General features: G+C 63.6%; 14 protein-coding genes. 9 read left to right on the forward strand and 5 right to left on the reverse strand.

Translation table 11 applies throughout. The annotated features are described in order from the left end of the window. Positions 1 to 10: 10 nt before the first annotated feature. The 3 genes from P3T25_RS33730 to P3T25_RS33740 form a co-directional block, all read right to left on the reverse strand. A complete protein-coding gene (locus tag P3T25_RS33730) occupies positions 11 to 994 on the reverse strand; it encodes a sugar kinase (RefSeq protein ID WP_154563769.1) in 984 nt (327 codons plus the stop codon). Positions 995 to 1176: 182 nt separating this feature from the next. Continuing rightward, positions 1177 to 1950 (reverse strand): sugar phosphate isomerase/epimerase family protein, encoded by a 774-nt coding sequence (locus tag P3T25_RS33735; RefSeq protein WP_429361349.1) that lies wholly within the window; start codon positions 1948 to 1950, stop codon positions 1177 to 1179. 149 nt (positions 1951 to 2099) lie between these two features. Continuing rightward, positions 2100 to 3128, reverse strand: coding sequence for a LysR family transcriptional regulator (locus tag P3T25_RS33740; protein ID WP_266240619.1), 1029 nt, complete (start codon positions 3126 to 3128; stop codon positions 2100 to 2102). 120 nt (positions 3129 to 3248) lie between these two features. On the opposite strand from P3T25_RS33740, the gene P3T25_RS33745 reads away from it, so the two are divergent. From P3T25_RS33745 to P3T25_RS33780, 8 genes are all read left to right on the forward strand, one after another. Next, positions 3249 to 4340 (forward strand): YeiH family protein, encoded by a 1092-nt coding sequence (locus P3T25_RS33745; RefSeq protein ID WP_093644989.1) that lies wholly within the window; start codon positions 3249 to 3251, stop codon positions 4338 to 4340. A gap of 145 nt (positions 4341 to 4485) precedes the next feature. Next, complete coding sequence (locus P3T25_RS33750) at positions 4486 to 5223, forward strand: glutathione S-transferase (protein ID WP_429361327.1); 738 nt, start codon at positions 4486 to 4488, stop codon at positions 5221 to 5223. A gap of 112 nt (positions 5224 to 5335) precedes the next feature. Beyond that, a complete protein-coding gene (locus tag P3T25_RS33755; RefSeq protein ID WP_168435842.1) occupies positions 5336 to 7069 on the forward strand; it encodes a ClcB-like voltage-gated chloride channel protein in 1734 nt (577 codons plus the stop codon). A gap of 317 nt (positions 7070 to 7386) precedes the next feature. Continuing rightward, entirely contained in the window at positions 7387 to 8724 is a 1338-nt protein-coding gene (locus tag P3T25_RS33760; protein ID WP_154563763.1) for a C45 family autoproteolytic acyltransferase/hydolase, read from the forward strand. 338 nt (positions 8725 to 9062) lie between these two features. Continuing rightward, complete coding sequence (locus tag P3T25_RS33765) at positions 9063 to 9317, forward strand: hypothetical protein (protein ID WP_115780011.1); 255 nt, start codon at positions 9063 to 9065, stop codon at positions 9315 to 9317. Positions 9318 to 9349: 32 nt separating this feature from the next. Next, positions 9350 to 9580: a DUF2795 domain-containing protein gene (locus P3T25_RS33770; RefSeq protein WP_429361330.1), complete on the forward strand. Its 231-nt coding sequence runs from the start codon at positions 9350 to 9352 to the stop codon at positions 9578 to 9580. Next, on the forward strand, positions 9577 to 10449 hold the full coding sequence (locus tag P3T25_RS33775; RefSeq protein WP_154563761.1) for an AraC family transcriptional regulator: 873 nt from the start codon (positions 9577 to 9579) through the stop codon (positions 10447 to 10449). Before P3T25_RS33770 ends, P3T25_RS33775 begins: the two co-directional genes overlap by 4 nt. Positions 10450 to 10578: 129 nt before the next feature. Beyond that, a complete protein-coding gene (locus P3T25_RS33780; RefSeq protein WP_154563759.1) occupies positions 10579 to 10968 on the forward strand; it encodes a cupin domain-containing protein in 390 nt (129 codons plus the stop codon). Between the two features lie 16 nt (positions 10969 to 10984). Here the strand turns inward: P3T25_RS33780 and P3T25_RS33785 are convergent, their stop codons facing one another. Next, entirely contained in the window at positions 10985 to 12034 is a 1050-nt protein-coding gene (locus P3T25_RS33785) for a LysR family transcriptional regulator (protein WP_154563757.1), read from the reverse strand. A 255-nt stretch (positions 12035 to 12289) separates the two neighbouring features. Between P3T25_RS33785 and P3T25_RS33790 the strand changes: the two genes are divergently transcribed. Further along, complete coding sequence (locus P3T25_RS33790) at positions 12290 to 12502, forward strand: hypothetical protein (RefSeq protein WP_154563755.1); 213 nt, start codon at positions 12290 to 12292, stop codon at positions 12500 to 12502. 16 nt (positions 12503 to 12518) lie between these two features. On the opposite strand, the gene P3T25_RS33795 is transcribed toward P3T25_RS33790, so the two are convergent. After that, the gene (locus tag P3T25_RS33795) at positions 12519 to 13136 is read right to left on the reverse strand and encodes a TetR/AcrR family transcriptional regulator (protein ID WP_154563753.1); all 618 of its coding nucleotides are present in this window, start codon (positions 13134 to 13136) and stop codon (positions 12519 to 12521) included. Positions 13137 to 13183 lie beyond the last annotated feature (47 nt).

Genomic DNA, 13183 nt, shown 5'->3' on the forward strand with positions numbered 1-13183 from the left:
TCATCCGCAGTCAGGCCGCGGTGGCGACGCGCGGCACGTCGGCGCGTTCGAGCGCGTCGAGTTCGGCGCGGCTCGGCAGGCCTTCCGAATCACCGATCACCTGAATCGCCAGGGCGCCAATGCGGTTGCCGCGCGCGACTGCTTGCGGCAATGTCCTGCCTTCGAGCAACGCACTGACCACGCCGACGGCGAAACCATCGCCCGCGCCGACCGTGTCCACCACCTTCGCAACCGGCTGACCGGCGATCACGGCGGCATCGTCGGCGGTGCGGAAGTACGCGCCTTCTGCGCCGAGCTTGATGATCACGCCAAGCGCGCCCTGGTCGAGATAAAACCTGGCGATGTCATCCGGCTGTGTGTAACCGGTCAGAATCTCGCCTTCGCCGATGCCCGGCAGCACCCAGTCGGCCAGTGCGGCGAGCGCATTCAAACCTTCGACCATCGCGGCGCGCGAGGGCCACAGCGTCGGGCGCAGATTCGGGTCGAACGAGATCGTCTTGCCAGCGGCACGCATTTCACGCGCCAGATGGAACGCGAGTTCGCACGAACTGGCTGAGATGGCCGGCGCCACACCTGTCAGATGCAAGTGACGCGCGGACAGCACGTAATCAGCCACGTAGTCAGCCAAGGACAGATGGCTCGCCGCCGACCCTTTGCGGAAATACTCGATGGCCGGATCACTGCCGTCGTCGTTCTTCGACTTCAACTGGAAACCGGTCGGGTAGCGATCGTCGGTGGTCACGCAGCGCTGGTCGATGCCTTCTTTCGTCAGCGTGTCGCGCACGTACTGGCCGAACGAATCGTTGCCGACGCGGCTCATCCAGCCCACCTTGAAACCGAGGCGCGACAGGCCGATCGCCACGTTCAGATCGGCGCCCGCGACGCGCTTGGTAAATTGCCCGACACCGGCGAGCGCGCCTGTTTCGGCGGCCACGAACATGGCCATCGCTTCGCCGTAGGTGATGACGTCGAGTGCTGCGTTTGTGTTGCTCATCCTTCGCTCCTGCGTGTTTCTGCGTGTTCCTGTTTGCTGCCTGTTTTTTGCGTGTGCCGCCTTGCGTGTGCTGCTTTGCTTGCGCTTCTCTGCATGCTTCCACCCGTACCGCGTGCACTTCTCCACACGCGCTTTTTGCCGGACGTTTTTTGGGTACCGCTCTCTCAGGTCCTGCGCGCCGCTTACGCAGCGGCCAGCCATGCGACGTAGTGCGCTGCGTCCGCATCGATACGGTTCGCATCGAACGGAAATTCAATGCCGCGCGGCACGTGGCGCGGCAGCTTGTCGAGCACCGCGGCGAACTGCGTGTCGCCGGCGGCCGGCGCGGCGGGAAAGCGTCGCGCGCCCTCGCCCATCGTCGTCTTGCAATGGATGTATTCGACGTGCGCAGCCAGTGGCCCAGCGGCATCGAGCGGCGCGACATCGCGCCAAGCCCAGTTGCCGATGTCGAAGGTCATGCCAAGCAGACCGGCGTGGCCTTCACGCTCCAACGCATCGAACAGGCCGGTGAATTGCGCGAGCGAACCGCCTTCAGCCAGTTGACCGTTTTCGACGACGAGCCGCACGTCCGCGCAGCGCACGCAATCGGCGATCACTGCGGCGTTAGCCTCGGCGCCAAACCCGCCGAGTTGCAGCTTCACGAAGCGCGCGCCCAGCGCGATCGCTTCTTCAATCGAGACGCGCAGTGCGTCGGCGTCGAGCCTGCCATCCGGCGTGTACAGCGACGCGGGTGTCGAGTAGACGGACCACAGCCCGAGGGCCGCAATCTCCTTGCCGAGCGCGCGTAACGCCTGCGGCGCGGCGTCGGCTTCGTCCGCGAACAGTTCGCGACGCACTTCGAAGCCCGTGGCGCCGGCCTGTTTGCTCGCGTCGGCCCACTTCAGATGACCGTGCGTGCGAACCGCGTCCATCCCGAATGCGCTTGCGACGATCACCACGTCCACCGCGTCAGTCATGTCGAATTTACTCAAACCTGTCTCATGATCGGCATTTGGAACCGGTTCCAAATACGTTTCGAAAAAAAGCGCCGAGGCGCTTGCGATGCCCGAATAGTGCGCCGGACGAGGTGTCATGCACCATAGTGGAAATCCCCAGGAAACCTTGATCAGGGTCCGTCCGCAAGGCACAGCGCGAGGAACTGTTCGACCACCCGCGATGGCGCACTCGCATGCGGCACCAGAATCGACAGCCGCCGTGTCAGCGGCTCCGGGCTCAACGAGAACAGGCACAGCGCGCCGTCCTCATGCCGCATCGACATCGCCGAGACGAAACCGATGCCCATGCCTGCCCGCACCGCCTCCTTGACGCCTTCGACCCCGGCAATCTCCAGCGCCACGCGCATCGGCACGCCCGCCCGGGCAAAGGCTCGCTCGACGATCTGCCGCACGCCCGACCCGGCTTCGCGCAGCACCAGCGGATGCGGGCCGAACGCCGCCAGCTCCGCCCGGCCGCCGTTGATATCCGCTCGTTTTTCTACCGCCCCCGGCGCTGCGCCTTCTAGCGCTCCTGCCGTTCCGCTTTCTACCGCTCCTGACACTCCGACCCCGTCCGCCCCATCTGCCGCAACAGCCCTGCCCGCGCCACCCGCCAACGCCAACGCCACCGCCAGCGGATGCGTGCGCGGCATGATCGCGACGATCTCATCCTCACGCCACGCGTGCACCGCGGTATCCGGTGGCAGATCCGAGCCGACCGGACCTTCGATCATCGCGATATCCACCGAGCCCAGCGCACCGACGATCTCCGTGGTGTTGCCATCGGCGGTATGCAGCGTCACGTCGGGGTAGTGGCGATGAAAATCCGCGATCAGGTACGGCAGCAGATAGCTCGCCGGCGTGGTGCTTGCGCCGATGCGCAAGGTGCCCTGCTCGAGGCCGCGCAGCGCGTCGCGATACGCATGCGCCTGTCGCCACGTATCGCGCAGCCGGGTCGCATAGCTGGCGAGTTGCTCGCCGGCGGGCGTCAGGCGCACGCCGCGCCCATCGCGCAGGTAAAGCGGCTCGCCGAATTCGTCCTGCAACTGGCGCAATTGGCCGGATACCGCCGGCTGCGATAGATGCAACGCCACCGCCGCCCGGCTGATGTTGCGATGCTCTGCGACAGCGGCAAACGTTATAAGTTGGTCCGGGGTCATGGCGGGATAAATATCCGTTGAACTGATACTTCACATTCTAAATCACGATTTTTCATATCGATATATCTAATTTAGGATTGGGCCTATCGAATCAAGACAGTCATAGGAAGGCGCTACGCCATGTCCACCGCTCATCTCACCGCTTCCGCCGCACCCGCGGGGTCATCCACCCGCGGCCAACTCAACGGCATTCTGTTCGTTGCGCTGTTCGCCGCGGCCGTGACCCGCATCGCCTCGATCCCGGCCATCGCCGGCCTGGGCCTGAGCCCGCTGATCGTCGGCATCGTGGCCGGCGCCATTTACGGCAACGCGCTGCGTGACGGCATGCCCGAAAGCTGGGCGGCCGGAGTCAACTTCTCGGCGCGCAAACTCCTGCGCATCGCCGTGGCGTTTTTCGGGCTGCGTGTCAGCCTGCAGGAAATCGCCCAGGTCGGTTTGCCCGGTCTCGCTGAATCGGTGCTGATCGTCGTGAGCACGCTGGTGATCGGCACGTGGGCCGGGATGAAGATCATGAAGCTCGACCGCGACACGGCGCTGCTGACGGCTGCGGGCAGCGCGATCTGCGGCGCGGCTGCCGTGCTCGCGTTCGAGTCGACGCTGCAATCCAAGCCGCATAAGAGTGCGATGGCGGTAGGCAGCGTGGTGCTGTTCGGCACCCTCTCGATGTTCCTTTACCCGGTGCTGTTCAAGGCGGGCTGGCTGCATCTCGACACGGTTGGCGCGGGTCTGTTCTTCGGCGGCACGATTCACGAAGTGGCGCAGGTGGTCGGCGCAGCCAGCAACGTGAGCCCGGAAGCGACCCACATCGCGACCATCGTCAAGATGACCCGTGTGATGCTGCTGGTGCCGGTGCTGCTGGTCGTCGGCATGTGGGTGAACCGCTCGGCACGCAACGCAGCCGCCTCCGCAACGGCCGAAGACGGCAAGCAACACGCCCCGCGCAAGCTGGCGATTCCCTGGTTCGCGCTCGGATTCCTCGCCTTCGTCGTGATCAACTCGCTGCACGTTCTGCCGGAAAGCACGACCAGCACGCTGAACATGCTCGACACCTTCGCGCTCACCATGGCCATGACCGCGCTCGGTATCGAAACCCGCATCGCGCAGATCCGTCAGGCCGGCCCCCGCGCCTTGACCACCGGCTTCATCCTGTATGTGTGGTTGATTGCCGGCGGACTGGGTATCACATGGACTGTCCAGCACCTGTTCGGCTAAGCCGTCCCCGCCTCGTCGCCAACCCCGCCGCGTGCGGGGTTTTGTGCGTTCAGGAGAACCAGCCGTCACTCATGCGCGGCATACTGGTTGCTGACGCTATCCGTTCACGCAAACCCGTTCATGCAACTGGAATGAGGACTGATCGATGAGCCTGGAACTTTACTATTGGGACGGCCTGCAAGGCCGTGGCGAATTCGTGCGGCTGGCCCTGGAAGAAGCCGGCGCGGACTACGTGGAAGTGGCGCGCGGCGAACCATCCGATGGCCTCGGCACAAACGCGATGATGACGCTGATGAAGAGCAAGGACGCGCCCTATCCACCGTTCGCGCCGCCGTTTCTGAAGGACGGCGATCTGGTGATCGCGCAGACCGCCAACATCCTGTTCTACCTCGGCCCGAAGCTCAATCTCGCGCCATCGGTTGAAAGCCTGCGCTATGTCGCCAACGGACTGCAACTGACGATCGCCGACATGGTGACCGAAGCGCACGACACGCATCATCCGCTCGCCAGTGCGTTGTATTACGAAGACCAGAAAGACGCGGCCAAAGTGCGCGCGCACGACTTCATCGACCACCGGATTCCGAAGTTCATGAAGTACTTCGAGCGCGTGCTGAAACAGAACCCGGCCGGTGACACGTTCATGGTGGGCGACGCGCTCACTTACGTCGACCTGTCGATGTTCCAGTTGATCGACGGTCTGCTGTACGCGTTTCCGCGCGCGCTCAAGCGTTTCGGCGAACACTATCCGCGTCTTGCGGCCTTGCACGACGCGGTGATCGAGCGGCCGAACATCGCCGCTTATCTCCAGTCCGACCGGCGCATCGCGCACAACGAGGCCTGCATCTTCCGGCACTACCCGGAACTCGACAAGGCGGCGACTTGATCCGCGCCGCGCTCCTTCGCGACCCTTCCGCATCGCACCCGCTTCCGCCAGCGGGCGCGATGCTGTTACCGTACGCGCATTCCATCCACCCATCACGCCCTCTCCTGCCGACGTGCTTTCATTCCTGCTGAAGCTGCGCACCCGCGCCCAAACCCTGTTCCGTCTCTCCGACGCCCATACGATGCTGGTCTGGTCGGTGGTGGTCGGCGTCGCGGGCGCGTTCGCGACGATTGCCTTTCGCGAAGGCATCGCGTTGCTGCAACTGGCGACGGTCGGCAAGTCCGGCAGTTTCGTCGAAATGGCGCGCAGCTTGCCGTGGACGGTGCGCGTGTGGCTGCCCGCCGCGGGCGGCCTGATCGCCGGCTTCTTTCTGCTGATCGCGCAGCGTCACGTCGACAAGTGCAATCACATCGACTACATGGAAGCGGTCGCGATCGGCGACGGCGTGGTGCCGGTGAAGTTGAGCTTCTGGCGCAGCGTGTCCTCGCTGTTCACGATTTCGAGCGGCGGCTCGATCGGCCGCGAAGGTCCGATGGTGCAACTGGCGGCGCTGGCCGCGTCGTTGATCGGCCGCTGGGTGCATTTCGACCCGCCGCGTCTGCGCCTGCTCGTCGCCTGCGGCGCGGCGGCCGGGATTACCTCCGCGTACAGTGCGCCGATTGCCGGCGCGTTTTTCGTCACTGAAATCGTGCTCGGCTCGATCGTGATGGAAAGCTTCGGCCCCGTGGTCGTTTCAGCGGTGGTCGCCAACATCACCATGCGCGAGTTCACCAGCTACAAGCCGCCGTACGAAATGCCGGTGTTTCCGCCCGTGGCGGGCGCCGAAGTCCTGTTGTTCGTTGGGCTCGGGCTGCTGTGCGGTGCAGCCGCGCCGCAGTTTCTGCGGCTGATGGACTTCTCGAAAGCAAACTTTCGCAAACTGCCCGTGCCGTTGCCCATCCGGCTGGCGCTGGGCGGTCTGATCGTCGGCATTCTGTCGGTATGGACGCCCGAGGTGTGGGGCAACGGTTACAGCGTCGTCAATTCCATCCTGCATTCGCCGTGGACGTGGAGCGCGCTGGTCCTCGTGCTGGTGTTCAAGATCGTCGCGACCTCCGCGACTGTGGGTTCAGGCGCGATCGGCGGGGTGTTCACGCCGACGCTCTTCGTCGGCGCGGTGGTCGGCTCGCTGTTCGGCCTCGGCATGCACGCGTTGTGGCCGCACGGCACCTCGGCGCCGTTCGCCTATGCGATGGTCGGCATGGGCGCGTTTCTGGCCGGCGCCACGCAGGCGCCGCTGATGGCGATCCTGATGATCTTCGAAATGACGCTCAGCTATCAGGTGGTGCTGCCGCTGATGCTGTCGTGCGTGGTCGCGTATTTCGTGTCGCGCGCGATCGGCAAGACGTCGATGTACGAAATCACGCTACGCCGCAATCAGGAGGAACAGGAACGCACGCGTCTACGCGCGACGCAGATGCGCGAACTGATCCGTCCCGCCGAAACCGTCGTGCCCCCGAACGCGACCGTGCAGGATATGACGCGCGTGTTCCTCGAATATCCGGTGAAGTATCTGTACGTTGCCAACGAGTCCGGTGCGTTTCTCGGCGTGGTCGCGCTCAAGGACATCACCTCCGATCTGCTCGACAAGCGCGACACCTCAGCAAAAACCGCCGCGGATTACCTGCAGCCGCATTTCGATGTGCTCACGCCGGATATGCCGCTCGGCGTTGCGTTGCAGCACTTTATGGCGTTCCAGGGAGAGCGCTTGCCGGTCGTCGAAAGCACCGCGGACCCGAAGCTGGCCGGGGTGGTGTACAAGACTTCGCTGCTCGATGCGTACTTCCGAATGAATCCGACGCGCTGAGGCCGGGGGTCGGGCTTTCGGGCACTCCGGCTTTCGGGCTTTCGGGCACTCCGGCTTTCGGGCTTTCGGGCACTCCGGCTTTCGGGCACTCCGGCTTTCGGGCTATCGGGCTATCGGGTGCGAAGTCGCTCGGTCGATTGCCGAGTCATTGGCCGAACCCGCGCGGCAATGCGCGGCGCCTCACCCACGCCGCCTTCTCAGCCCGTGCAAAGCGCGGCAGATTCTCTACAATGAGGAAACCGCTGCAGCGCTTGCGAGCAGCGCGCGTTACGCCAAGACGGGCGCACCGAGACGCCCGCCCTTCGATCGGAGCGAAGATGAGCGAACCGTCCCTCGATGCCGTCCGCCGTGATCAGGCCGGCTGGATTTTTCTGCATATCGAAGGCGAGCCGTACGATCGCGGCGAGCAGCATGGCCAGTTGCTCGCCACCGAAATCCAGAACGCGATCCGCACCGCCCGCTACCTGGCGAAATGGGATACCGGTGAAGACTTCGACACCTTTGTCGACGCCGCAGTGTCCCAGTTCGCCAACAAACTCGACACCGAATTCGCCGACGAAATCCAGGGCATCGCCGACGGCGCGAAGCTGCCGTTCGCCGAAGTGCTAGCCTGGAACGGCTACATGGATCTGCTGCAAAGCTGGTGGCCGAGCCACGCGGCGGCCCAGAAACCGCAACTCGGCCTGAAACCCTGGCGCGGACGCCGCGGCCATCACTGCAGCGCGTTCATCGCCACCGGCAACGCCACCCGCGACGGCCGCATCGTCATGGCACATAACTCGTGGGACCGCTACGCCGCGGGCGACGCGTTCAACGTCGTGTTCGACATCGTGCCCGATCGCGGCAACCGCATCCTGATGCAAGGCCTGCCGGGCTGCATCTCCAGCCTCACCGATTTCTGGGTCACCGAAGCCGGCCTGATGGTCACCGAAACCACCATCTCCAACTTTATCGGCTACAACGCAGCGGGTGCGCCGGAGTTCTATCGCTCGCGGCGCGCGTCGCAGTACGCCAACAACATCGGCGAATGGTGCGAGATGTTCGCGGTCGCCAACAACGGCGGCTATGCGAACAGTTGGCTGCTCGGCGACACCAAGACCGGCGAGATCGCGCGCTACGAACTGGGGCTGCACTATTCCGGCTTCGAGAGTACGAAAGACGGCTTCTATAGCGGTTACAACACCGCGACCGATCTGAAGATCCGCAACCAGGAATGCATCGGCGAAGGCGAAGACTATACGGACGTGCGCAAGAACGGCGCGCGCCGCTTGCGCTTCATGCAGCTCGAAGAAATGCATCACGGCAAGATCGACGTCGAACTCGCCAAAGAGATGATCGCCGACCATCACGACGTCTATCTCGACCGCAACGACAATCCCTGCTCGCGCACCATCTGCGGGCATCTTGAACTGGACGACGCGCGCTTCGGCGGTTCCGATCAAGGGCCGTTCAATCCGTGGGGCGCCAACGACGGCAAGGTGGTCGACAGCGAGATGGCGCGCAAGATGGCGTTCACCGCACGCTGGGGGCACCCGTGCGGCAAGCCGTTCGACGCCCAGGCGTTCATGAAGCGCCACCCGCAGTGGAACTGGCTCAACGGCTATATGCGCGACCGGCCGTCGTGGCCGTGGACGCGGTTCGACGTGCTGCGTTAGAAGCTCGCTCTTAGCGGTCGCTGAACCGTTGTTCGCCCAGGCTGTTACCAGGCAGATTGAGGTTCGCACGCGATTCGGGCATCAGCCGCTTCCGCATCGCAACATAGACGCAGCACGACCGTTCGCGACTGCTCTGCCTTTTTCCTGCCATCATGTGAAATCTACAATTAGGTTTTGTCTCATTTGCGCGCGCGTCGCAGCCGTTTGCCATCTAAGATGGTAGATGCACGCCGCCCGCCTGTATCAACGCCGCGTGTAGGTTGCGCCGTCCTTACGACGCGGGGACAGCGTAACGCTTGCTCAACTGTCAGCGCCGCATGAGCTTAGGAGGTCGGGCGATGAAAACCTCGACACTGTTGACCATGGTGACGCTGTCAGCCTCGTGTTTTGCCGCGCCAGTTCATACCGCGCCGGACAGCACGGCCGCCAATAGTCTTGCCGAACGCGCCAACGCCGCACCGGTCGCTCCCGCGGCGCCGGACGTCGCTGCCACGGACGACACTCGTCCGCAACAATGGCAACACATCGCGCTGCCCAAGTCGCGGCATCTGGAGCGAAGCTTCACGGGCCAGAACGAGCACCTGCAGACCTGAAAACCTGAAAACCGCCCCCTTGGAGCGCTTGCATGACCGCATCGGCTATTCCCGGCGAATCGATTGATCTGCAGATCGCCGACGTTCTGCGCGAAGTCCGTTTCCCGACCTACCAGGACGCGCTAGTCGACGCCGCGCGCGAAGCCGGCGCGAGCAACGAAGTCGTGTCGATGCTCGACGGTTTGCCGGAGCAGGACTATGCCGACGTGGCGTCGGTCACGCGCCTCGTCGGCGGCAACTATGGGCCGGGTCTGGGGGCATGAGCGGAAAGCAGGTCTTGACGCCGAGTTCACTTTCGTCCGATCCGAAGCCCGCTGCCGACTGGATCCATCGCTCGCCGCATTCGGGCGGCACGAGCGGCATCGAGCGAATCGAAGCCTTCTTTCATCATGCCGGCTATGCGATGCACCGGCACGATACCTATGCGATCGGCCGCACGCTTGCTGGCGTGCAGAGCTTCCGCTATCGGGGCAGCACGCGTAACAGCTTGCCGGGCGGCACGATGGTGCTGCATCCCGATGAGCCGCACGACGGCCAGGCCGGCACCCGCGACGGCTTTCACTACCGGATGATCTATGTCGACCCGGCGCTGTTTCAACAGGCGCTCGGCGGCAAGCCGTTGCCGTTCATTGAAGGTGGACTCTCGAACGACCCGCGTCTGTTTGCTGCGACCGAGAGCCTGCTGCGCACGATGGATTGTGCGATCGATTCGCTCGAACAGGACGATGCGCTCTACGAACTGGCCATCGCGCTCGACGCCGTGGCAGGGGGCGCGGCGACGCGCCGTCCGGTGGATTACCTCGCGGCCGAACGGGCGCGCGAGTATATGCTTGGTTCGCTCGATAGCGCAGTGACACTCGACGAACTGGCGGCAGCCGCCGGCCGCGACCGTTGGAGTTTGTCGCGGGATTTTCGTGCGCTGTTCGGCACGAGTCCGCATCGCTATCTGACCATGCGCCGGCTCGATCTCGTGCGCCGCCTCGCGATTCAGGGCGTGTCGCTCGCCGACGCGTCGGCGGCGGCCGGCTTTACCGATCAGAGCCATATGACGCGGCACTTCAAGCGCGCCTGGGGCGTTGCGCCGGCGCATTGGCTCAAGATGCTGGGGCCTTCGACCCGCGGCGCGCGTTAACGGTAGCTCGACGGATATCCCACCGTCCATCGCCCGCCGCCCCCGCGCACAAACGTACAAGACCCGCTAGCGCCTCCCGCCCTACGCTCCTGCCTGACACACACCTACCCCTCAGGAGGGAGCACCGCGATGTCCACCCATCAAACGATTCAACGGCCCTACCGCGCCATCAATTTCGCTGAGAAGCTGGAGCTCTTCAGCGACCAGTGGCAAGCACGCGTGGTCGCGGAAATGAACGACTACCAGTTCAAGCTGGTGCGCATCGAAGGCGACTTTGTCTGGCACGAACATGCCGACACGGACGAAACGTTTATCGTGCTGGACGGACAGTTGCGCATCGACATGCGCGATGGCTCCGTGCTGCTCTCGGCCGGAGAAATGTTCGTGGTGCCCAAAGGCACGGAACACAAACCGTATGCCGAACGCGAGGTCAAGCTGCTGCTGATCGAGCCGCGCGGCGTGAAGAACACCGGCGAAGAAAGCAACGAACGCACCGCCGCGAACGACGTGTGGATCTAGGTTTACCGCGCGCTCGTCAAAGCGACGACGATGCTACGATCCGCGCGCGCGAAACCGGGAGCGTCGGCCGCGCCGCGTCGCCCTGCAAAGCGGACACCGGCAGATCGTCGGCATAAACCGGCGAGCCGGCCACGGCACGCCGCGGCATCCTGGCACGGGGATCGCGCGCGTGCTCGTCGGTGCGCTGGAAATGCGCGACAAGGTGATCGATAAAGGTGCGTACTTTCGCCGGCAAATGAAGGCGGCTTGGATACGCGATCGTGATTTCGATTTGCGGCAGGCGGTAATCGCCGAGCAACGGCACAAGCCGCCCGGACGCCAGATCGCGGCCGATCAGGTAGCTCGGCAAAATCGCCACGCCCATGCCCAGCAAAGCGAACTGCCTCAGCATCTCAGTGTTGTTAGCCGCGATCGCGTTGGTGGGTCTCACACGGACCTCACCCAGCGGTCCGGTAAAGACCTTTTCGTCGCCGCCCTGCTCCGCAGGCCGGCTCAGACACGGATGCTTCAACAGATCCTCGGGACGGGTCGGCGTACCGTGCTGCTGCAGATAGGCGGGCGTCGCGCAAACCGTCATATAGCCGGTGGTCAATCGCCGCGTGACAATGCTCGCGCTGCGCATGTGCCGTGCGACCATAATGCCAACGTCGAACCCCTCTTCCACCAGATCGACGTGGCGATCCGCCAGCGTGACGTCAGGCATGACCTCCGGATAACGCTCGGCGTAAGACTGCACCACCGGCGCGAGGCTATGCAGCCCGAACACCACTGGCGCGACGATGCGCAGCGTCCCGACCGGTTCGTGATTACGCGCCACCACCATCTGCTCGACGCCTTCCAGGTCGTCGAGAATATGGCGCACGCGTTCCAGATAAGTCGTGCCGGATTCGGTCAGCGAGAGGCGCCGCGTCGTGCGATTGAGCAGCCGGGTACCAAGGCGCGCTTCCAGATCCGCGACGTGGCGCGTGACAACGGCAGTGGAAAGATCCAGCGCGCCGGCCGCGCGGACGAAACTGCCAAGGTCGGCCACCTTGACGAATACGCGCATCGACTGCAATTGATTCATGGGACGACTCCTGCCTCGATAAAGCCGGGCCGGCGCAACGCTGCCGCCTGTGTCGACCCGCGCGACAAGGCGCGCGCGGATTTGCCCAACGATTCGATTGTATCGACCCGATCATGTCCCAACCCTGACCTGAACATGACAATCCGGTCAGGTTTCTGAGGCGCTCGCGACGCTATTGCGAGGTTTATTGCGGATATTTGGTAGGTATAAACCCTTAGATGCTGGTAACATAGCGCCCGAAAGGAACACATCGCTATGCCACATCGTTTTCAGCTTTTCGAAAAAATCGCGTTTTCACTGGTTTGCTGGTCCGCGGCGGCCTGTTCGGCCTTCATCGCTTACGAGCGGTGCCCGGAAATCAAGGTTGTCCTGCACGTCGGTGAAGAAGTCCTGCGCTACAGCGGGCAGTATTCGTTCGTCTGCGCCACGCCGGTTGCTAACGCCTGCGCGCAGTTGCCGGCGAGCTGATCCGCCGGCACTCGTATTACGCGTCGCGCCCGAACACCACGCGCGCGAAAAATCCCGCCAGCACCGTTTCAGCCATCTCCGACGAGACGTTCTGCGGGTCGACCGCATAAAAGAACTGCACGCCGTCGCACAAGCCCATCAAGCCCATCGCTAGTGTCTCCGCCGGTAACGGCAGAGGCGTGCCGACCCGCGTCGAAAACTCGCGGATGTACGCACTCAACTGTTCGAGCTTTTCGTGCAGGAACGCGTTAAAGCGTATGCGGAAGCGGCCGTCGCGCACGGCCAGCAGCTTCGCCTCTACCCACAGCAGGAAACATTTGTTCTCGCGATGCAGGTTGCTGTAGTAGCGCAGCACGCGCTCTTCCATTTCCTCGCGCGAAGTCGCGTCTTCGAAAATGGCATGCAACCCCATCTGCATGGTCTCGTGGTCGCGCCGCAGTAGTTCGAGGAACAACTCGTTCTTGCTGCGGAAGTTCGAATAGAACGCGCCGCGTGTATAACCCGCCGCCCCGGCGATGTCTTCGACACTCGCCGCGACAAAGCCTTTCTTCATAAAAATTGCTTGCGCAGCGTCGAGCAGGCGCTGGCGCGTCTGGTCTTTGCTCTGCTCGCGTGTAAGTCGTTGCCGTTTCATGGGCGCAAGTCTAGCACCGAAAAGAATTCCAATTCACAACAACATTC

This window comes from Paraburkholderia sp. GAS32, from assembly GCF_050434225.1.
Classification (GTDB): domain Bacteria; phylum Pseudomonadota; class Gammaproteobacteria; order Burkholderiales; family Burkholderiaceae; genus Paraburkholderia; species Paraburkholderia madseniana.